18 protein-coding genes are annotated in these 19745 nt (G+C 65.0%); 14 read left to right on the top strand and 4 right to left on the bottom strand.

All coding sequences use genetic code 11. The annotated features are described in order from the left end of the window. Window positions 1–190: 190 nt before the first annotated feature. The gene (locus ACE3TQ_RS05850) at window positions 191–1282 is read right to left on the bottom strand and encodes a LacI family DNA-binding transcriptional regulator (protein ID WP_374581028.1); all 1092 of its coding nucleotides are present in this window, start codon (window positions 1280–1282) and stop codon (window positions 191–193) included. A 117-nt stretch (window positions 1283–1399) separates the two neighbouring features. Here ACE3TQ_RS05850 and ACE3TQ_RS05845 point away from each other — a divergent pair, with 117 nt between their 5' ends. The 6 genes from ACE3TQ_RS05845 to ACE3TQ_RS05820 all read left to right on the top strand — a co-directional run bounded on the left by ACE3TQ_RS05845 (window position 1400) and on the right by ACE3TQ_RS05820 (window position 7381). After that, window positions 1400–2650 (top strand): Hsp70 family protein, encoded by a 1251-nt coding sequence (locus ACE3TQ_RS05845; protein WP_374581027.1) that lies wholly within the window; start codon window positions 1400–1402, stop codon window positions 2648–2650. A 72-nt stretch (window positions 2651–2722) separates the two neighbouring features. Beyond that, window positions 2723–3496 (top strand): hypothetical protein, encoded by a 774-nt coding sequence (locus ACE3TQ_RS05840; protein WP_374581026.1) that lies wholly within the window; start codon window positions 2723–2725, stop codon window positions 3494–3496. Window positions 3497–3568: 72 nt separating this feature from the next. Beyond that, the gene (locus tag ACE3TQ_RS05835; RefSeq protein ID WP_374581025.1) at window positions 3569–3916 is read left to right on the top strand and encodes a hypothetical protein; all 348 of its coding nucleotides are present in this window, start codon (window positions 3569–3571) and stop codon (window positions 3914–3916) included. Between the two features lie 77 nt (window positions 3917–3993). After that, a complete protein-coding gene (locus ACE3TQ_RS05830) occupies window positions 3994–6042 on the top strand; it encodes a TonB-dependent receptor (RefSeq protein ID WP_374581024.1) in 2049 nt (682 codons plus the stop codon). A gap of 75 nt (window positions 6043–6117) precedes the next feature. Further along, complete coding sequence (locus ACE3TQ_RS05825) at window positions 6118–7089, top strand: tetratricopeptide repeat protein (RefSeq protein ID WP_374581023.1); 972 nt, start codon at window positions 6118–6120, stop codon at window positions 7087–7089. After that, window positions 7034–7381: a hypothetical protein gene (locus tag ACE3TQ_RS05820; protein ID WP_374581022.1), complete on the top strand. Its 348-nt coding sequence runs from the start codon at window positions 7034–7036 to the stop codon at window positions 7379–7381. The genes ACE3TQ_RS05825 and ACE3TQ_RS05820 overlap by 56 nt, the downstream gene beginning before the upstream one ends. Here the strand turns inward: ACE3TQ_RS05820 and ACE3TQ_RS05815 are convergent. Beyond that, window positions 7365–7931: a DUF5625 family protein gene (locus ACE3TQ_RS05815; protein ID WP_374581021.1), complete on the bottom strand. Its 567-nt coding sequence runs from the start codon at window positions 7929–7931 to the stop codon at window positions 7365–7367. The genes ACE3TQ_RS05820 and ACE3TQ_RS05815 overlap by 17 nt on opposite strands. Then, window positions 7928–9829, bottom strand: coding sequence for a GGDEF domain-containing protein (locus ACE3TQ_RS05810; protein ID WP_374581020.1), 1902 nt, complete (start codon window positions 9827–9829; stop codon window positions 7928–7930). The genes ACE3TQ_RS05815 and ACE3TQ_RS05810 overlap by 4 nt, the downstream gene beginning before the upstream one ends. Before the next feature lie 62 nt (window positions 9830–9891). Between ACE3TQ_RS05810 and ACE3TQ_RS05805 the strand changes: the two genes are divergently transcribed. The 8 genes from ACE3TQ_RS05805 to ACE3TQ_RS05770 all read left to right on the top strand — a co-directional run bounded on the left by ACE3TQ_RS05805 (window position 9892) and on the right by ACE3TQ_RS05770 (window position 19416). Next, window positions 9892–10527 (top strand): methylamine utilization protein, encoded by a 636-nt coding sequence (locus tag ACE3TQ_RS05805; RefSeq protein WP_374581019.1) that lies wholly within the window; start codon window positions 9892–9894, stop codon window positions 10525–10527. Continuing rightward, window positions 10511–12907: a putative bifunctional diguanylate cyclase/phosphodiesterase gene (locus ACE3TQ_RS05800; RefSeq protein ID WP_374581018.1), complete on the top strand. Its 2397-nt coding sequence runs from the start codon at window positions 10511–10513 to the stop codon at window positions 12905–12907. Before ACE3TQ_RS05805 ends, ACE3TQ_RS05800 begins: the two co-directional genes overlap by 17 nt. Window positions 12908–12998: 91 nt before the next feature. After that, window positions 12999–15173 (top strand): prolyl oligopeptidase family protein, encoded by a 2175-nt coding sequence (locus ACE3TQ_RS05795; protein ID WP_374581017.1) that lies wholly within the window; start codon window positions 12999–13001, stop codon window positions 15171–15173. Between the two features lie 3 nt (window positions 15174–15176). Then, window positions 15177–17579: a zinc-dependent metalloprotease gene (locus ACE3TQ_RS05790; RefSeq protein WP_374581016.1), complete on the top strand. Its 2403-nt coding sequence runs from the start codon at window positions 15177–15179 to the stop codon at window positions 17577–17579. Beyond that, on the top strand, window positions 17579–18229 hold the full coding sequence (locus ACE3TQ_RS05785) for a hypothetical protein (RefSeq protein WP_374581015.1): 651 nt from the start codon (window positions 17579–17581) through the stop codon (window positions 18227–18229). Before ACE3TQ_RS05790 ends, ACE3TQ_RS05785 begins: the two co-directional genes overlap by 1 nt. After that, complete coding sequence (locus ACE3TQ_RS05780) at window positions 18226–18618, top strand: GFA family protein (RefSeq protein WP_374581014.1); 393 nt, start codon at window positions 18226–18228, stop codon at window positions 18616–18618. Before ACE3TQ_RS05785 ends, ACE3TQ_RS05780 begins: the two co-directional genes overlap by 4 nt. A gap of 25 nt (window positions 18619–18643) precedes the next feature. After that, on the top strand, window positions 18644–19009 hold the full coding sequence (locus ACE3TQ_RS05775; RefSeq protein ID WP_374581013.1) for a DUF6404 family protein: 366 nt from the start codon (window positions 18644–18646) through the stop codon (window positions 19007–19009). Next, window positions 19003–19416: a hypothetical protein gene (locus tag ACE3TQ_RS05770; RefSeq protein ID WP_374581012.1), complete on the top strand. Its 414-nt coding sequence runs from the start codon at window positions 19003–19005 to the stop codon at window positions 19414–19416. Before ACE3TQ_RS05775 ends, ACE3TQ_RS05770 begins: the two co-directional genes overlap by 7 nt. Here ACE3TQ_RS05770 and ACE3TQ_RS05765 read toward each other — a convergent pair. Beyond that, window positions 19413–19742, bottom strand: coding sequence for a hypothetical protein (locus ACE3TQ_RS05765; protein WP_374581011.1), 330 nt, complete (start codon window positions 19740–19742; stop codon window positions 19413–19415). The genes ACE3TQ_RS05770 and ACE3TQ_RS05765 overlap by 4 nt on opposite strands. Between the last annotated feature and the right edge of the window lie 3 nt (window positions 19743–19745).

The raw sequence follows: 19745 nt of genomic DNA, 5'->3' as shown, positions 1-19745 counted from the left end.
GCGCACACCCCACCCCGGGGAAGACGAACAGACAGGGTCTGACCCAAGGGTCAGACCCCTTACTTGCCGGGGTCACAGGTTTTGGGTTTGAGTCCTTGACGTTCGGCGAGGGTCAACGGCGCACACCCCACCCCGGGAAGATGAACAGACAGGGTCTGACCCTTGGGTCAGACCCTGGTTTACCGGGTTTTCAAGCCGCCAGCGCAGCCTTCGCCGCCACCAGCCTGGCCGTTTCCCCCTCGACAAACTGTGCCGCGAAGACCCGCTTCTCGGCCTCCACCTCGCCATCGGCCTCAATCAGGTTGCACAGCAAATCCGCCGCCGCGACAGCCATCTTATGCAGTGGCTGGCGCACCGTGGTCAGCTCATAGCTCAACCAGTTCGAGCCCTCCACCGCATCAAATCCCACCACCGACATGGCAGACGGCACATCGATATGCAAGTGCTGGCGCGCCGCATCAACGCAGCCCATGGCCATCGCATCGTTAGCGCACATCACCGCATCCGGCACCACGCCCAGGCGCGCGATCAACTCATGCAGCCCCGCCACGCCGCTGGCGTAATCAAACCTGCCATAGAACACAGGCGCCTCCGGCAAGCCCAGTTCGTCAATGCGTTCGAGCGCCCCGCGCAGGCGCTCGCGCGCAACGGAGTTCTGGCTCGGGCCGCCGATGATGGCCAGCTGCCGGTGCCCGGCAGCCGCCAGCCGACTCACCACCACGCGCGCCGCTTCCTGCTGGTCGCACAGCACGCTGTTGACGTCCAGGTCGCGCAGATGGCGGTTGAACACCACCAGCGGCACCTGGCGCCGCTTGAACTCGGCCACATGCCCCGCGCTCACGGTCGATGCCGCCACCACCCCATCCACCTGGAATTGCCACAGGTCGGTCAGGATGCCCTCGATCTCGCCTTCGTGCTGCATGGTGAAGAGCAGGGCGCGCTTGCCGCGCCGGTTCAGCTGCTGCGACAGTTCGGACAGGGCGGCCGGGTTGTACAGCATGCTCGAATGCGAGACCACGATGGCCACGATATTGGTGCGGCGCGTAATCAGGCTGCGCGCGGCCGCGTTCGGGATGTATTCCAGGCTCTCGGCCGCCTTCATGACCCGCGCATAGGTGGACTTGGAGACGCTGGCGCCCGGCTTGAAGCAACGCGACACCGCCGACTGCGACACGCCGGCAACGAGCGCGACATCATAGGAGGTGACGCGGCGTCCCTCCTGGAGGATGATGGCCTTTTGCTCGGCGGGGTTGATGGCGGATTGGGGCTTGGTTGCTCGCATATCCTATAATCTTACCACATGGCAATAGTTGCCCTGCGTTTATAAACTTGGGTTGTGGCGTGCTAGCCGCGTCTTCTCTGGTAAAATACCGCCCCTTTTTCTTAGCGGACGAATAAGATGGCTAACGCGTGCGGCATCGACTTTGGCACTTCCAACTCCACGGTGGGATGGGTGCGCCCCGGCCACCCGATCATGCTGGAGCTCGAAGATGGCAAAATGACATTGCCGTCCGTGGTCTTTTTCAATGCCGAGGACGAGGAAACCAGCTACGGCCGCGCCGCCCTGGCCGAATACCTGGCCGGTTGCGAAGGGCGCTTGATGCGTTCCCTGAAAAGCCTGCTGGGCACCAGCCTGATCGACGGCCAGACCGAGGTCGGCGGCCGTGCGCTGCCGTTCCGCCTGCTGCTGTCGCAGTTCATTGGCGAAGTCAAACGCCGCGCCGAAAGCGCGGCTGGCCGCAAATTCGAGCATGTGGTGATGGGCCGTCCGGTGCACTTTATCGACGACGATGCGGCCGCCGACAAGGTGGCTGAGGACACCCTGGCCGAGATCGCACGCAGCGTCGGCTTCCGCGAGGTGGCCTTCCAGTACGAGCCGATTGCCGCCGCTTTCGAATACGAGTCGCAGATCGACCGCGAGGAGCTGGTCCTGATCGCCGACATTGGCGGCGGTACCTCCGACTTCACCCTGGTGCGCCTGGGACCGGACCGCGTGGCGCGCAGCGAGCGCGCCGGCGACATCCTGGCGACGGGCGGCGTGCATATCGGCGGCACCGACTTCGACAAATACCTCAGCCTGTCGAGCGTGATGCCCTTGCTGGGCTATGGCAGCCAGTTCCTGAGCGGCGCCGAAGTCCCGTCCAGCTATTACTTCAACCTGGCGACCTGGCACACCATCAACCAGGCCTATACCCGCAAGATGCAGGCGCAGCTGACGGAAATGATCCGCGACGCGCGCGAACCGGCCAAGCTGGAACGCCTGCAGCACCTGATCGAAGAGCGCGCCGGCCACTGGCTCGCGCTCAAGGTGGAGGAAGCCAAGATCGGCCTGTCGACCGAAGACCTGGTGCAGCTTGCGCTGGACCGCCTGGCGCCGCCGGCGCTGCTGGACGTGACGCGCGCGGGCTTTGATGGCGCCGTCGGCAACCTGGTCGACAGCGTCGGCGCCACCGTGACCCAGCTGCTGGCCGATGCCGGCGTACAGCCGGGCCAGGTCGACACCATCTTCTTCACCGGCGGTTCGAGCGGCGTACGCCTGCTGCGCGACCGCATCGCCGCCCTCGTGCCAGGCGCGCGCCGCGTTGAGGGCGACCTGTTCGGCAGCATCGGCGCCGGCCTGGCGCGCGACGCATTGCGTAAGTTCGGATAGCGCGCCTGGCGCGGCTTGCGGCCGGCCTGGGAAGGCCGCAGAATCGGGCCCAACGCAATTTCGGCTATCTATATGAGTTCACGTTACATTCCGCAGACGGTTGCTGCATTTCACGACAAGCTTGTGTCCGTCATGCTTCAGAGTCCGGACCGCTTTTCCTCCTTGGACGATACGCCGGTGGGCCAGCCGCGCGCCTTGCGCCAGGCTTTCGAGGTGCTCCAGGAAGCGTTCCCGCTGGTTGAGAAGAAGCTGAAAGATCCGCACCTGGCGCTCATGCTCCGCGAGCTCCTGAGGATGTCCTACGAGTTTTTCGTCGCGGGTGATGACCGGAACGGGATCTACGCGCTGCAGGAAGTCGAGGGCAGCATTTGGCCAAGCCGAAAAATCCCGCATCGCCATGCGGTCGAGGCTGAGCGCCGTGCGCATGGCAGGGTCGAGCGGCTGGCCGGCGTGGTTCCGAATCCCTACCCATTCGAGGGCACAATCGAAGACATGGGGCCGTGCCAGCGTCGACTGTTCGAATCGGTACAGGAAGCCTACAGCAGCGGCAAGGAAGTGCTGGCGGAGGGGCAGGAGCATTATTGGCTACTGGAGCCCGACCAGGCCATACGCAAGCTTGCCGCAGGTTCGAGAAAGGCAGCGCATGCGCGGATTGCCGAGGAGCTTGCAACCGGCAGCGCAAGGGCTGCTTTGCGTGCAGTCAATGTTACGGGCGACAGGCGGGGATACGACGTGGAGGAGTCGGGGCGCGCCATGATATCGGTTAGGGGAGAGCTGGAACGGTTCTCAGCCGGCAATCCGAACTTCTATGTGGACGAGCCACGGTGGACCACGCTCCTCAGTTGACGAGGTTGTCGGTTTTGCACTTTGTTTCGCGCGCCTTGCGAATAAACGACAACCTTGCTTAAAATAGCTGCCGTGAAAGCCAACCGCCACATCCTGCACGTGCTGCTTGCCTTGCTGCTGGTCCTGTCCCAGCAGCTTGGGATGGCGCACGCGGTTTCGCACTGGTCGGATTACCGCCATGGCAGCGAACAGCAGCAGGCCGTCGATGGCGGCGAGGGCGGCCTCAGTGCCGGCCTTGCGCTGGACCACAATTGCAGCCAGTGCGCGGCCTTCGCGTCGCTGGCGTCGGCGATCCACACGCCGAGTTTCACCTTCCCCTCGCTTGAGTACACGGCGCCGCAAGCCGGCGTGGCGCTGGCCGCCGCGCACGCTGGGCGCAGCGTGCGCGCCTACGATTCGCGCGCACCACCCCTGGCCTGACACAACGAAGTAATCCCTGCTGCCGCCGCGCCGCCTGGCGCTGGCCGGCTATCGTTTGTCGTATCCAGAGGTAAAACATGAATTTCAAGTACTCCCTGCTGGCAGGCGCTGTCCTGTCGGCCGTATCCGCATTCGCCCACGCCGAGGACGGCGAAGTGACCAAGGTCATTGTCACCGCCAACCCTTTCCATAAGGGCGAAACCGAACAGATCCTGCTGCCGGCCAAAGTGCTGTCGGGCGACGAACTGCGCGACAAGATGGCGAACTCGCTGGGCGAGACCCTGTCGTCCGAACTGGGCGTGTCGTCGTCCGCTTTCGGCGCCGGCGCGTCGCGCCCGATCATCCGCGGCCTGGAAGGCGCGCGCGTGAAGATGCTGGAAAACGGCATGGCCGTCTCGGACGTTTCCGGCCTGTCGAATGACCACGCGGTGGCGGGCGACGGCGCGGTGGCGCACCAGATCGAGATCCTGCGCGGCCCGGCGGCACTGCTGTACGGATCGGGCGCCATCGGCGGCCTGGTCAATGTCGTGAATGAACGCATCCCGCCGGCGTTGGAGCCAAAGCTCACCGGCCAGGCCGAAGCGCGCTACAGCACGGTCGACCAGGGCCATGCCACTTCCGGTACCCTGGACGGCGCGATCGGCAAGCTGGCCCTGCACCTGGACGCCAACGCGCGCCAGTCGGGCGATTACAAGATCCCGGGCAACCGCGTGGCGGGCGACCCCTCGTCGGCGGCAGGCCGCCTGCCGAATTCCGGCACCAAGGAAAAGGGCGGCGGCCTGGGTGGTTCCTATATCGACGCCTGGGGCTATGTCGGCGCGTCCGTGTCGGGACTGGACAACCGCTATAGCGTGCCAAGCGACGAAGGCGCGGTGATCGACCAGCACCAGACGCGTTACGACATCGACAGCCTGTTCAAGAACATCCTGCCGGGCATCGAATCGGCCAAGTTCAAGGCGGGCTACACCGATTACCGCCACGCGGAGCTGGGCGAGAACGGCGAGCCGGAAGTGCAGTTCACCAACCGTGCGTTGGAGACCCGGGCTGAGATGGTGCACAAGGCGATCAATGGCTGGCACGGCACCTTCGGCCTGCAGACCGAGCTGACGCACTTCGCCGCCAAAGCCGCCGGCCATGACGAAGGGCATGATGAACACGAGGGCGAGGACGAGCATGACCACGACCATGGCCACCACCATGGCGACACCGTGCCTGCCACCCGCTCGAAATCGACCGCCGCCTTCCTGGTGGAGGAAAAGGAATGGGGCCCGGTGCGCGTGAATGCCGGCGTGCGCGTGGAGCACGTGAAGCGCCAGCCGGTGACCGGCCTGGACCGCTCGTTCTCGCTGCAGTCGGGCGCGCTGGGCGCGCTGTGGTCGTTCACACCCGGCTATGCCACCGGCCTGACCCTGTCGCGCGCGCAACGGGCGCCGACCACCGAGGAACTGTATTCGGCCGGCCCGCACCACGCCACGATCACCTTCGACCAGGGCAACCCCGACCTGGGCAAGGAAACCTCGCGCAATATCGAACTGTCGGTGCAGAAGACTGCCGGCCTGGTGCGCTGGAAAGCCAACCTGTTCCACAACAGCATCTCGGACTTCATCTACGGCCGCGTGACCGGCCGCGTGGTCGATGGCGAAGGCCATGAAGGGCATGATGGCGAACAGTTCCGCGAACGCCTGTTCAGCCAGGGCGACGCCACCGTGCGCGGGGCCGAGGCGGAAGTCGAATACAACCCGCTGGGCCTGGGCCTGAATGGCCGCCTGTTCGCCGATACCTCGCGCGGGGAACTGAAGAATGCGGGCAGCCTGCCGCTGCAGCCGGCCACGCGCTTTGGCGCCAGTGTCGGCTACCGCAGCAGCAGCTGGCGCGTGGGCGCGACCTGGATCCACGCCCAGTCGCAGGAACGCCTGGCATCGTTCGAAAGCACGCCGACCGGGGCCTACAACCAGCTCAACGCCAACATCTCCTACACGCAAAAGCTGAAGGATATGGACCTGACCTGGTTCTTGCTGGCGAAGAACGTGCTGAACGATGAAATCCGCGTGTCGACCTCGCTGCTGAAAGATGTTTCTCCGCTGCCGGGCCGTAACTTCGTATTTGGTGTGCGCGCCAAGTTCTGAGTTTGAGGCAAATCAAACCCAGCCCGAAGTCGCTTCTTATACTTTAGATAACAATCTGAAGCATGGGAGGCGGCGATGGGCAAACGTCTTGCGGACCGGGAGCGCATCTTCCGGTGGTTCCTTGGCCCCGCCCAGCGCGGCGACCCCTACGCCCAGTTCAACCTGGCCTTGTTGTACAAGAACGGCCAGGGGGTGGAAACCGACCTGCGCCAGGCGTTCAACTGGATGCGCCTGTCGGCCCTGCAGGGGCTGGCTTTTGCGCAGAACCAGCTGGGCGCCATGTACTACCGCGGTTGCGGCACCGCCTGCAACGATGTGGAGGCGGTGTACTGGTTCCGGCGCGCCGCGCGCCAGGGCGATCCCGCCGCCCAGCAGAACCTGGGCCAGATGTACCGGCGCGGGCGCGGCGTGGCCCTGAATGAGGAGATGGCCGTGCGCTGGTTTGGCCGCGCGGCGGAGCAGGGCGTGTCCAGCGCCCAGGCTTTGCTGGGCGAGGCTTACCTGAACGGGCGCGGCGTGGCGCCCGACTGCGAACGCGCCCTGGCCTGGCTGCGCAAGGCCGCCGTGCGCGGCGAAGTGCATGCGCAGTGCCTGCTCGGCAGCATGTATGCCCATGGCACCGGCGTCGGGCGCGACTCGGCGCAGGCGCTCATGTGGTACAGCCTGGCTGCCGAAGGCGGTTCAGCCCAGGCGCAGTTCAGCGTCGGTGTGCTGTACGCCAGCGGCGAGGGCGTGCCGCGCGACCTGGAACAGGCGGTGCGCTGGTACCGCAGCGCCGCCGAACAGGGCGATGCGGCGGCGCAGAACAACCTCGGCGTGCTGTATGCCACCGGCCAGGGCGTGGTCCAGGATGAAGCCGAAGCCCTGCACTGGTACCGCAAGGCCGCCGCCCAGGGCCACGCGCTGGCGCAGCACAATCTGGAAGGCTTGCGCGGCGGCGTGGTGGACGCGGCATTGCCTGACGAGCATTTCCATGGCAGCATTAACTTCGATGAAGCGATCCGTCCCCATCCTCACCATCGCGATGCTCGCAGCAGCCCGCGCTAGCGCGGCGCCCGATTGTGGCGAGCTCCTGCTGCGTGCCCGCGAGCAGCAGGTGGCCGTGGCCGACTGGCAGGCGGGGCGCCGTGTGGCCGGCAAGGAGCGCGTGCATTTCCATTCCGCGCCCGAGCGCGACTGCCGCCTGCGCGGCACGTTCGTCGTCAAAGGCGATGTGCTACAGGCGCTGCACGAGTACGGCATCTTCACGGAAGTGCAGTACGTGCATCCGCGCACCGGCCGGGTAACGCTGGGCTGGGTCGAGAGCGGACGGCTGGAAGAGACTATCGCTGCGCGGTGAGCGGTTTTTCCGCCCCCGGCGCCAGCAGCACGGTGGCGTGCAACCGCTCCAGCCCGGGCTGGGCGGCAACATTCTCCACCCGCAGGCTGTAGGCGCCGCGCACCAGCGCGATATTGCCCAGGCTGCGCGAGCGCTGGTTGGCCCATTTGCTGGCCACGCACAGGGTGGTCACCAGCCGCGTATGGACCAGCATATTGTCGGCCTTGCGCCGCACCTCCACCTTGAACGGCATGGCGCGGCCGTAGCTGGGGCGCTCCTGGCGCGGCACCTTGGCCAGGTCCACCGTTTCACGGCAGTCTTCCACGCGGCGGTCGCCCAGGATGCTGACTTCCTGCTTGCTCAGGGAATCGCCGGCGCGGTTGCTCATCTCCACCAGCAGGGTGTAGCTCAGGTCGACCGGTACCTCGACATCGACGTTGACCACGCTGCCTGCCGCGTCCAGCTGCATCGGTGCATCCTTGACCAGGGGCGGGAACTCGCACAGCGCCACCGCCGCCATGGCAATGCCAACGACGGGCTTCTGGCACAAGCTGTAGAGAAAAGGGGTCATGCATTCAATATAGGCGACGACTCAGTGGATTGCATCCTGCGATCCAAGAAAAGGCTGTTTCCGTGTATCTTTTTTGCTTGTTTCTTGGCATCTGCGGCGCGCGCCGCGATCTGGTGGTGGGAATAGAACTGCTGCGGTTCCACCCGGATCACCCCGGCCGACAGGCTCATCATCGAGTAAAACACTTTCTTGCCCTGGCGGTCTTCGCTGATATAGCCGCCGCGCTCGCGGTCTTCGTTGCTGTAGAAGTCGGTTATTGCCGTAGCGAAATCATCGAGGATGGCCCGGCAGCGCGCTTCCCAGTCCTCGCTCTGGAACAGGATGACGAAGTCGTCGCCGCCGATGTGGCCGATGAAGTCGCGGCCATGGTCGGCATGCTTGGCCAGGATGTTGCCCGTCAGCTGGATCACATCGTCGCCCCGGCGGTAGCCGTAGACGTCGTTGAAGGGCTTGAAGTGGTCCAGGTCCACGTAGCAGACCCAGAAGCGGGTGGCGCTTTCCAGCAGGCGGTCGATATGTTCGTTGATCGGCACGTTGCCCGGCAACTGGGTCAGCGGGTTGGCATAGCGTGCCGCCGTGATCTGCATCTGCGTGATCTCGCGCATCAGGTCGTGGCCGGTGCCCATGCCGATGTAGCGGCCGCCGTCGGTGATGATGAAGCCGTTGAACAGGTGGTGGGCGTCGGAGTCGGCCATGCGGCGCGACAGGTCCTGCAGGCTGGTGTCGGCTTCGGCAATGATGGGCTTGGGATCCATGAACAGCGCGCACGGCTTTTTGCCGTACAGCTCGCGCTGGTAGGGGCGGGCGAAGTGGTCGAGCATGTCGAAGCGCGAGACCAGGCCGAGCGGCTGGCCGCCATCCACCACGGGGATGATCAGCAGCTTGGGGTCGGCCATGAAGATCTCGTACACCTCGTTATTGTTCATCGATGGCGGCACGGTGGCGACCTCGTGCAGCAGCTTGCGGATGCTGACGGCGTTGCGGTCGGCCGCGCGCTGCGGATAGACCGCCACGCCATTGCGGCCCAGTACCTTGACCACTTCGGCCGGCAGGGCCTTGGCCGGCTGGGCGTGCGGGCGGCCCAGATGGTAGCCCTGGCCGTAGGCCACGCCCAGGTCGCGCAGCACCAGCAGTTCGGCGGCTTTTTCGATGCCTTCGGCGATCACCAGCGTGTTCGACTTGTCGGCGATTTCCTGGATCGAGCGCACGAACTGCAGCTTGACCGGGTCGTGGTCGATGCCCTGGATGAAGTGCATGTCGATCTTGACGAACTCGGGCCGCAGTTCCGACCACAGGCGCAGGCTGGAAAAACCCTCGCCCAGGTCGTCGATCGCGATCTGGAAGCCCATGTTGCGGTAGTGCAGCACCGCTTCGCGCATCAGCTCATAGTCGTAGGTGGGCTGGTTCTCGGTCAGTTCGATGATGACGTTGGCCGGGTTGATGCCGAATTCATGGATGTAGCCGAGGGTCTCGCCCTGCACCCCGTCCGGCTGGCGCACCAGTGATTCCGGGCTGACGTTGAGGAACAGCTTGCCGGGCAGCTTCAGTTCGGCGAAGCGCTCCAGCACGATGCGGCGGCACAGGTATTCCACTTCGCGCGCCAGGTGGTTGGCGCGCGCCACGCGGAACAGGTTGAGCGGAGAATGCAGCGGACTGTCGGACGGTCCGCGCACCAGGCCTTCGTAGGCGATGATCTCGCCGCTCTGCATGTGTACGATGGGCTGGAACAGGGCGTGCAGCTGGCGCCGCTGGATGATGTCGAGCAGGTGCTGGCCCAACAGCTCGTCCGGGGAGGGGCGCAGGTAGGTCACGTTGTTGGGCAGGGCGGCGGAAGGGCTCACGGTGGTCCGGCGGAAGATGGGCAACAATAGGATTCTGCTGCGTGATTGTGACAACATGATGAATGTTGGAAACACTTATTTAGCGCTACAATAGGTTTCCTCGTCCAAGCCAGAGAACGATGCCGAGCAAGCTCTTTATCCGTTCCGCCACGATGGCGGCCTTCTTTTGCGCCGGCGCAGTGCACGCTGCTGGCGGAATCAGCGTGCAGGTGCTGGACGCAGCCGGCAAACCGGTGCCCGACGCCGTGGTATACCTGGAGGCCGATGGCGCCCAGCCGCTCCCCAAGACGCTGAAAGCGGGCGAAATCAGCCAGAAGGGGTTGAAGTTCATCCCGCTGGTGACGGTGATCCAGACCGGCAGCAAGATCTATTTCCCGAACAACGACAAGGTGCGGCATCACATCTATTCCTTCTCGCCGCCGCACAAGTTCGACCAGAAGCTGTATACGGGCACCACGGCCGAACCGCAGACGTTTGAAAAGCCGGGCACCGTGGTCCTGGGTTGCAATATCCATGACAAGATGATCGCCTACGTACGGATTGTCGATACGCCGTACTTCGGCAAGACCGACGCGAGCGGCAGCGTCAGCGTGGATGCGCCGGCCGGGAAGTACGTGCTGAAAGCCTGGCACCCTGACATTGTCGGCGGCAATCCGCTGGAGCAGGCCGCGCGCCTGGCCGATGGCAGCGCCAGCGCCAGTTTCAGGATGTCCCTCAAACCGCGTGCCGCCGATGCCGATGCGCCGGCTAACTGACGCCATGCGGTTCCGCAGCCTGGAAAGCCGGATCGTCACGCTCTTCCTGGTGCTGCTGATCGTGGTGCAGCTGGTCGGCCTGCTGGTGATCCAGCGCGGCATAGACAGCAATGCCCGCACCGCCATCGCCTCTGAACTGGTCAACGGCGGCAAGGTGTTCGCGCGCCTGATGGAGCAGAATGCCCAGACCCTGCGCAACGGCGCGCGCCTGCTGGCGCGCGACACCGGTTTCCTGGCCGCGGTAGGCAATACCGACGAGGAAGACCGCGCCACCATCGAGTCGGCCCTGGCCAACCATGGGCGCCGCATCAAGGCCTCCATGACCATGCTGGTCAGCGCCGAGCGCAAGGTGGTGGCGGCGACCAGCGACGCCCAGGCGGCGGGCCTGGAACATATGGTCATGAGCATGCTGGAGAAGGCCGAGGAAAGCGATGGCGCCAACGGCGTGGCCGTGGTGGAGCGCCTGCCGTACCAGATCGTGGTGGTGCCGGTGAAGGCGCCGGTCACCATCGGTTTCGTCGTCATGGCCTTTCCGCTGGACGAGCGCCTGGCGCGCGACATGCGCGACACCACGGCCTTGCAGACCCTGTTGCTGACGCGCGATGCCAAGGGCCATTGGCTGCCGGTGGCGTCCAGCTGGCCGCCGGCATCGGTCGGCGCGATCATGGAGCAGCTGCAGGGCCTGGGCCCGATGCCGAAAGAGGCGATCGACCTGGCGATTGACGGCGACCGTTTCTCGGTGCGCATGACGCCGATCGGCGAGGATGACGGCCACGTTGCCGTGGCCATGCTGGGCCGCTCGATCGACGAGGCGACTGCCGAGTATGCGCGCCTGGAGCACTGGCTGCTTGGCCTGACCGTGGCCGGCATCATTATCTGCGCCGTGGCCAGCGTGCTGACGGCGAAGCGGATCGCGCAGCCGCTGCGCCAGCTGGCGGAATCGGCCCGGCGCCTGGAACAGGGCGATTACAAGGTGGATATCGCCTCCTCCCGCGCCGACGAGATAGGCGCGCTGGCCAATGCCTTTGGCAGCATGCGCGACGGTATCGCCAAGCGCGAACAGGAGATCAAGCGCCTGGCGTACTGGGACCCGCTGACCAATCTGCCGAACCGCGCGCAGTTCCTGCTCAAGCTGAACGACTCGCTGGCCGAGGCCAAGAAGCGCGGCGGCTCGGTCTATGTATTGATGATGGACCTGGACCGCTTCAAGCACGTGAACGACGTGATGGGCCACAGTTTTGGCGATGCCCTGCTCAAGCTGGTCGCCGGCCGCCTGCAGCAGCTGCTGGCCAACCGGCGCCAGCAGGCGTATGTGGCGCGCCTGGGCGGCGACGAGTTTGCCGTCTTGCTGCCGGGCTCGGATTTGGGGCACGCGGTGGTGGTGGCGTCGGAAATCCTGCACGCGCTGGAGTCGCCGCTGCAGCTCGACGAACAGATGGTCGACATCGGCGCCGGTATCGGCATTGCCGGCTATCCCGAGCATGGCATGGACGGCGAGGAGCTGCTGGGTAAGACCGAAGTGGCCATGTACACGGCGAAGCAGCGCAATGACGGCGCCGTGGTGTACGAGGAGGCGATCGACAAGGGCAGCCAGCAAAGCCTGTCGCTGCTGACGGAGTTGCGGCAGGCGGTGGAGAACAATGAACTGCGCCTGTTTGTGCAGCCGAAGATCACCTTCTCCTCCGGCCATGTGGTCGGGGTGGAAGCGCTGGTGCGCTGGCAGCACCCGGTGCGCGGCAATGTGTTCCCGGACCAGTTCATCCCGTTCGCCGAGCAGACCGGCTTTATCCGCGTGCTGACGCAATGGGTGCTGGAACGCTCGGCGGAACTGTGCCACGCGCTCGCGCAGCGCGGCATCCACCTCAAGGTGTCGGTCAACCTGTCGACCCGCGATCTGCTCGACCAGGACTTGCCGGCCAAGTTCGGCGAAATCTTCATGCGGCACCATGTTTCGCCCGGCGCTTTCTGCCTGGAGATCACCGAGAGCGCCATCATGGACGACCCGGTGCGCGCCCAGCAGACGCTGGAGCGCCTGCACGCCATGGGCTGCGACCTGTCGATTGACGATTTCGGCACCGGCTATTCCTCGCTGGCCTACCTGAAACGCCTGCCGGTCGATGAACTGAAAATCGACAAATCCTTCGTGATGAACATGGCCAACGATGTGGGCGACGCCAAGATCGTCCGCTCCACGATCGACCTTGGCCACAATATGGGCCTGCGCGTGGTGGCCGAAGGGGTGGAGGGCGACGCCGCATGGAACATCCTGGCGGAGATGGGCTGCGACCAGGGCCAGGGCTACTTCATGAGCCGGCCGATGCCGGCCGACCAGCTGGCCGGCTGGGTCGAGAGCTGGCGCGCGCCAGCTTTTGCCGAATAAAAGCTTGTCCGGAGCGCTCCGGATAGTTACTTATTTGTCAAATTCCACGTTATGATCTTCGCCGCATTCATAACCACTATATGGACGACACATGTCATTCAAGCGCGCTACCCTCGCATTTTCCCTGATTGCCGCCTTCAGCGGCCAGGCCCTGGCCCAGACCTGCCCAGCAGGCGCCGCCGCCGTGACCTATCCGGTTTCCAAGAAGGTTGAACAGCAGGACAACTACCACGGCACCACCATCGCCGATCCTTACCGCTGGCTGGAAGACGCGAACAGCGCCGAGACCAAGTCCTGGGTGGTGGAACAGAACAAGGTGACCAATGCCTGGCTGGCCCAGATCCCGCAGCGCGAAGCGATCAAGGCGCGCCTGACCAAGCTGTGGAACTACGAGCGCTATGGTGTGCCATCGAAGAAGGGCGGCCGCTACTTCTACAGCCGCAACGACGGCCTGCAGAACCAGTCGGTCCTGTACACCGCCAGGAATCTGACCGAAACCCCGCGCGTACTGCTCGATCCGAACACCCTGGCCGCCGACGGCACCGTGGCGCTGGCCGGCACCGCCGTCAGCCCGAACGGCAAGTATCTGGCCTACAGCATTGCCGCCTCCGGCTCCGACTGGAACGAAATCAAGCTGCGCGATATCGAAACCGGCAAGGACCTGGCCGACCACATCAAGTGGGTTAAATTCTCCAACACCGCCTGGGCGGCCGACGGTTCGGGCTTCTACTACAGCCGCTACGACGAGCCGACTGAAGCGAACAAGCTGGCCGGCGTGAACTACTTCCAGAAGGTCTACTTCCACAAGCTGGGCACCGCGCAGGACGCCGACGTGCTGGTGTACCACCGCCCCGACCAGAAGGAATGGGGCTTCGGCGCGGAAGTCACCGACGATGGCCGCTACCTGATCATCAACGGCTCGCACGGCACCGAACGCAAGAACCGCGTCTTCGTCAAGGACCTGAAGGCCAAGGATGCGAAGGTGGAAGACCTGCTGGTGCAGTTCGACGCCTCCTACAACTTCATCGACAACGACGGCCCGGTGTTCTACTTCCTGACCGACAAGAACGCGCCGCGTTCGCGCGTGATCGCGATCGACATCCGCAAGCCGGGCAGCGAGAACTGGAAAGAGATCGTGCCTGAAACCGCGCAGACCCTGACCAGCGCCAGCATCGTCAACAAGCAACTTGTGCTGAACTACCTGACCGACGCCCACAGCGCGGTGAAGATCGTGGACCTGAAAGGCAAGCATGTGCGCGATATCGCGCTGCCGGGCCTGGGTTCGGCGGGCGGCTTCGGTGGCAAGGCGACCGATACCGAAACGTTCTACGCTTACACCAGCTTCACCACCCCGGCCACCATCTACCGCCTGGACATGAAGACTGGCAAGTCGAGCATCTATCGCCAGCCGAAGGTCGACTTCGACCCGAGCGCGTTCGACGTGCGCCAGCAGTTCTACACCTCGAAGGACGGCACCAAGGTGCCGATGTTCATCGTGTCCAGGAAGGGCATGAAGCTGGACGGCAGCAACCCGACTTACCTGTACGGCTACGGCGGCTTCAACGTCTCGCTGACCCCGAGCTTCTCCGTGGCCAACCTGGCCTGGGTGGAGATGGGCGGCGTGTACGTAGTGGCCAACCTGCGCGGCGGCGGCGAATACGGCGAGGCATGGCACAAGGCCGGCACCAAGCTGCAGAAGCAGAACGTGTTCGACGACTTCATCGGCGCGGCCGAATGGCTGGTGGCCAACAAGGTGACGTCGCCGGCCAAGCTGTCGATCGGCGGCGGCTCCAACGGCGGCCTGCTGGTGGGCGCGGCGATGACCCAGCGTCCCGACCTGTTCGGCGCGGCACTGCCTGCGGTGGGCGTGCTGGACATGCTGCGCTTCCAGAAGTTCACCATCGGCTGGGCCTGGACTTCGGACTACGGCTCGTCCGACAATCCGGAAGAGTTCAAGGCCCTGGTCAAGTACTCCCCGCTGCATAACCTGAAGCAGGGCGGCTGCTACCCGGCCACCATGGTGCTGACCGCCGACCACGACGACCGCGTGGTGCCTGCCCACAGCTTCAAGTTCGCTGCGGCGGCCCAGGCTGCGCAGGGCGGCGCGGCCCCGATCCTGATCCGCATCGAGTCCAAGGCAGGCCATGGCGCCGGCAAGCCGACCACCAAGCAGATCGAGGAAGTGGCTGACCGCTGGGGCTTCCTGACCCGCGCACTGGACATGCAGCCTGCCGCACCGGCCGCATCCACTACCGGCGGACAGTAAGCCATGCGCGCGCTGCTGCTGTGGGCTGCCCTGATTGCGCCGGCCACGGCAGCAGAGGCGCCAAAGACCTTCGCTGACCACACGCGCGCACTGGCGCCGCAGCCCGGTTTCATCGAGCTGTGGCGCGACGCGGACAAGGGGCGCGTGCTCCTTTCCGTGCGCGAGCTGGACCAGCCCTTCCTGCTCACCACCTCGCTGCCTTACGCGCTGGGCTCCAACGACGTTGGCCTGGACCGCGCGCAGGCGGGCGAGGGCAAGGTGGTGCGTTTCCAGAAGTTCGGCAACCGCCTGTTCCTGGTGCAGGAGAACACGCGCTTTGTCGCGCGCTCCGCCGATGCCGATGAACGCAATGCGGTGGCGCAGTCGTTCGCCGGCGCCGTGCTGTGGTCGGGCGACATCCTGGCCAGCGAAGGCGCGCGCCACCTGGTCGACTTCTCCAGCTTCCTGCTGGCGGACCAGCATGGCGTGGCGCAGCGCCTGGCCGATACGAAGCAGGGCGCTTACCGCGTCGACGAGAAGCGCAGCGCCGTGCTGCCGGCCGAAGCGAAAGCCTTCCCCGACAATGTTGAACTTGAAGCGCTGCTGACCTTCGCCGGTCCCGGCAGCGGCGAGTATGTGCGCCAGGTGGCGGCCGATGCGGCCAGCCTGAGCATGCGCCAGCATATTTCCCTGGTGCGGCTGCCGGACAACGGCTACCAGCCGCGCCGCTATCATCCTTTCTCCGGTGGCATCGACACCGGTTACTACGACTTCGCCACGCCGCTGGCCAGCAGCCTGGATGTGCGCTGGCAGATCCGGCATCGCCTGGAAAAGGGCGGCAAGCCGATCGTGTACTACCTTGACCGTGGCGCGCCGGAGCCGGTGCGTTCCGCGCTGCTGGAGGGCGCGCGCTGGTGGAGCACCGCGTTCGAGAAGGCAGGTTATAAAGACGGCTTCCGCGTCGAGCTGATGCCGGAAGGCGCCGATCCTGCCGATGTGCGCTACAACGTGATCACCTGGGTGCACCGCGCCACGCGCGGCTGGTCCTACGGCAATGCGATCACCGATCCGCGCACCGGCCAGATCATCCGTGGCGCGGTGACGCTGGGTTCGCAGCGCGTGCGGCAGGACATCCTGATTGCCGAAGCGCTGCTGGCGCCCTACGGCAAATCCGCCCCGGCCGAGCGCCGCAAACTCGCCGAGCAGATGGCCCTGGCGCGCCTGCGCCAGCTGTCCGCGCACGAAGTCGGCCACACGCTCGGCTTCGCCCACAACTTCGCCGCCAGCCGACATGGCAACGGCTCCGTCATGGACTATCCGCACCCGGTGCTGAAGCTGGGCGCTGACGGCGCGATCGACCTGCAGGACGCCTACGGCGTCGGTGTCGGCCCGTGGGACGAATATATGGTGAAGTACGTCTACGGTGACTTCGGCAGCGGCGATGCCGAAGCGTCCGCCCTGGCCAAACTGCGCAGCGAGGCCCGCGCCGCCGGCCTGCAGTACGTCTCCGACAACGACGCGCGCTCAGGCGGCGCCTCGCACCCGAATGGCCTGCTGTGGGACTTCGGCCCGGACACCCTGAAAACCTGGGACCAGCTGGGGACCATCCGCCGCCGCGCGCTGGATAACTTCTCTCTCGATGTGCTGCCCGATGAGCGCCAGGTGGGCGAACTGGAAGCGCGCCTGGTGCCGGTCTACCTGCTGCAGCGCTACCAGGGCGAAGCCGTGGCGCGCCTGCTGGCTGGCGGCGAATACGAATCCGCCACCAGCGCCGACATCCGCGCCGGCCGCGCCGCAGCGGGCGTCAAGACCACGCCCGCCGCCACCCAGCGTGCCGCCATCACCCGCCTGGCCGAAACGCTGCGTGCGGAATACCTCGCCTTGCCGGCGGGCCTGCTCGACCAGCTCTCGCCGCCTGCGGCGGGCTTCGACCGCAACAGGGAGTACTTCGGCACCCGCATGAGCGCCGTGTTCGACGCGCTTTCCGCCGCCGAGACCGGGGCCGCCCAGACAGCCAGCTTCCTGTTCGACGCAGGACGCCTGAACCGCCTGTACTGGCAGCACGCGCGCGACGCCGCCATGCCCGGCACCGGTGAAGTGATCGACGCCGCGCTGGCCAGCACCTGGAAGCGCGACGCCATCCCCGCCAAGCTCGCCGGCGGTGAAGCCGTTCAGCTGGCCGCCAACTGGGTCGTGCTCGACGCGCTGCTGCAAGCGGTGGACGGCGGCAAGCTGCACACCAACGCCGAGGCCGACCTGCGCCAGCGACTGCGTTCCCTTGCCGCCTGGCTGAAGGCCAACCCCGGCAAAGGCACCACCGCCGCCAGCCGCGCCCAGGCCGCCGACCACGTCCTGCGCTACCTGGCCGACCCGCGCAGTGTCAAACTCCGCAGCCTGCCGACGATCCCGCCGGGCGCGCCGATCTGATGCGCTGGCACTGTACCGGCCCGTTTGAGGCAGTCGGGGAGGCGCTGCGTGCGCCAATCCTCACGGCCGTGCGGGCCGCCATTCTGCTGATTTTGCTGCCACTAAGCGGCATGGCAAGCGCCGATTCATGGAGGTACCCTGCGGAGCGTACGGAAAGAGTCTTCGACTTCGGCGCGACCAGGATCGTGCTGGTCACCGACGGTACGAAGGACCGGAAATATCCGGATTTCACCATGCAGATCTTCCATGGACAGGAACTGAAGGCCATTGTCCCGCATGTCTCGTTCGAGCACATTGCGGGTTCGCCCGATGGAAGACTGTTCGTAGGGCTGTCAAACCGTGGGCTGCCCGATTCTGCAATGATGCTATTTGACCTGGATGGCGCAATCAGGCTGCACGCCATCCACGATGTCGCCGCCTTTGACTATTGTGAGAAATCCGTGACCCTCGCGCGGGTATGGTACGACGGGGAGAATCCAGACGTAAAATTCCTGCCGCCGAGCCCGGAACGGCGAGGCCCCGGCATTACCGTGCGCGATTGCAGGGGCAAAACGGTTAACCGGGTGGACGTGGTTCTCAAGGCCTATCACACAACTTATATGGCGACGCAGGCGGAGAGGATGCGTCGCGTGAAGGGGAAGCGCGAATGACAGACCGGATTGCCAGTTGCAGTTGCGGCCAGCTGACTGCGGAAGTGAAGGGAGATCCACAGCGCGTCTCCATTTGCCATTGTTTGGCATGCCAGCGCAGGACAGGCAGCGTATTCGGCCAGCAGGCACGCTTTCCTCGTGAGAACGTGAAGGTCAGTGGTGCCTCGACGCGGTACGTGCGGGTGGGCGACGAAGGTGGTGCTGCGACCTTCCATTTCTGCCCCACATGCGGCGCGACGGTCTACTACGAGTCGGGCGCGGATGGATGCATTGCGATACCGGTTGGTGCATTCGCCGACCCGGCCTTCCCGCCGCCGACCGTCTCCGTCTACGAAGAACGCATGCATCAATGGGTGGTGCCGCCGGCGGATGCGGAGCACATTTTCTAGCCGAAGCATGTTATGATTTTGGCAAATGAAACGTCATCCCCAGCGCGAAGCAGCGCTTCAGCATCTCGAATCCCTAGGCATTGACCGCGATCTCATCGCCCCCCGTGTGTTGCGCGGCCTGTGGCGCGTCGGCATCGACCTGACGCCACCGCACTTTGCTTCGTTCTGGCAGAACTTCCTTATCATCGGCTCGTATTACACGGTGCTGTGGGGCGGCCCGATGTGGCTACTGCATTGGTCCAAGGAGGGCACGAGCTTTTATGCCGGCCTGGCATACGCCACCGTCGCAGGCGCGATGTTTGGCGGCGTCATTGCCACGTCCTATGAAAGGGCGAAGCGCAGGAACGGCCTGCCGGCCTGGCGCGACCTGGGGCGCTCGGACAAATGCTAGCCGCCGCTTCCGCAATCCTGCTGCTTATCGCATTAAGCTCGATGGTGTACGGGTTCTGGTACCTGTTCGCGCGGCGGTACATGTCGTATCACGCGGAACTGACCGGTGTGGCGTGGGGCGATATTCCGCCGCGTTACCAGGCCATTATCCTCGGTATGCTGAAAATGGTTGGCGCGGGCATGCTCGCGTTCGGCGTAGCGCTGGCGTGGCTCGTACTGCCGCTGAGCCAGGGCGAGCGCTGGCCCATCTGGGCCATCTTGACGCTGTTGGTGGCGCACGGTTTCGTCTCGGTTTATGTGACGATCACCTTGCGCCGGGTTAATCCCGCCGCGCAGACTAACGTGGCGTCCGCCTGCGCCGGTGTTGCTGCTTCGCTCGGCGCTTTGGTGTTGGCTTATCTGGCTTAGTAGCGCACTGCTAATAAGGTTACGATGCCCACCCAAGGCAAGGTGAACATCAGCAGCTCCAGCCGGCGCAGCCAACTGGTACGGCCCGGATAGCCGTGGAACGCGATCGCGTTGACCAGCGAGCAAAATGCCCACAAGAAGATCAGGAATATCATGTAGAGCAGGCCTTCCCCGGTGCCGGCACCGACGCAGCCCGCGTTGGCGCAGCCGCTGACGCCCCTGTATTCGCTCCGTGATGCCTCTTCGTAGACCAGTGGGGCAACGGTGCCGCCAATGGCCAGCAGGTAGGACAGGGCGCGCAGCCAGTTGGCAGTTTTGATCTGCATGGA

Origin of the sequence: Pseudoduganella sp., assembly GCF_041914865.1 — a bacterium.
Lineage (GTDB): Bacteria > Pseudomonadota > Gammaproteobacteria > Burkholderiales > Burkholderiaceae_D > Rugamonas.
This window is presented reverse-complemented; position numbering and strand designations above follow the sequence as displayed.

Bases quoted from the DNA above. Each gene is read 5' to 3' on its own strand.
- ACE3TQ_RS05850 (WP_374581028.1), bottom strand. From the start codon at position 1,282: ATGCGAGCAACCAAGCCCCAATCCGCCATCAACCCCGCCGAGCAAAAG.
- ACE3TQ_RS05845 (WP_374581027.1), top strand. From the start codon at position 1,400: ATGGCTAACGCGTGCGGCATCGACTTTGGCACTTCCAACTCCACGGTG.
- ACE3TQ_RS05840 (WP_374581026.1), top strand. From the start codon at position 2,723: ATGAGTTCACGTTACATTCCGCAGACGGTTGCTGCATTTCACGACAAG.
- ACE3TQ_RS05830 (WP_374581024.1), top strand. From the start codon at position 3,994: ATGAATTTCAAGTACTCCCTGCTGGCAGGCGCTGTCCTGTCGGCCGTA.
- ACE3TQ_RS05825 (WP_374581023.1), top strand. From the start codon at position 6,118: ATGGGCAAACGTCTTGCGGACCGGGAGCGCATCTTCCGGTGGTTCCTT.
- ACE3TQ_RS05820 (WP_374581022.1), top strand. From the start codon at position 7,034: ATGAAGCGATCCGTCCCCATCCTCACCATCGCGATGCTCGCAGCAGCC.
- ACE3TQ_RS05815 (WP_374581021.1), bottom strand. From the start codon at position 7,931: ATGACCCCTTTTCTCTACAGCTTGTGCCAGAAGCCCGTCGTTGGCATT.
- ACE3TQ_RS05810 (WP_374581020.1), bottom strand. From the start codon at position 9,829: ATGTTGTCACAATCACGCAGCAGAATCCTATTGTTGCCCATCTTCCGC.
- ACE3TQ_RS05805 (WP_374581019.1), top strand. From the start codon at position 9,892: ATGCCGAGCAAGCTCTTTATCCGTTCCGCCACGATGGCGGCCTTCTTT.
- ACE3TQ_RS05800 (WP_374581018.1), top strand. From the start codon at position 10,511: ATGCGCCGGCTAACTGACGCCATGCGGTTCCGCAGCCTGGAAAGCCGG.
- ACE3TQ_RS05795 (WP_374581017.1), top strand. From the start codon at position 12,999: ATGTCATTCAAGCGCGCTACCCTCGCATTTTCCCTGATTGCCGCCTTC.
- ACE3TQ_RS05790 (WP_374581016.1), top strand. From the start codon at position 15,177: ATGCGCGCGCTGCTGCTGTGGGCTGCCCTGATTGCGCCGGCCACGGCA.
- ACE3TQ_RS05785 (WP_374581015.1), top strand. From the start codon at position 17,579: ATGCGCTGGCACTGTACCGGCCCGTTTGAGGCAGTCGGGGAGGCGCTG.
- ACE3TQ_RS05780 (WP_374581014.1), top strand. From the start codon at position 18,226: ATGACAGACCGGATTGCCAGTTGCAGTTGCGGCCAGCTGACTGCGGAA.
- ACE3TQ_RS05775 (WP_374581013.1), top strand. From the start codon at position 18,644: ATGAAACGTCATCCCCAGCGCGAAGCAGCGCTTCAGCATCTCGAATCC.
- ACE3TQ_RS05770 (WP_374581012.1), top strand. From the start codon at position 19,003: ATGCTAGCCGCCGCTTCCGCAATCCTGCTGCTTATCGCATTAAGCTCG.
- ACE3TQ_RS05765 (WP_374581011.1), bottom strand. From the start codon at position 19,742: ATGCAGATCAAAACTGCCAACTGGCTGCGCGCCCTGTCCTACCTGCTG.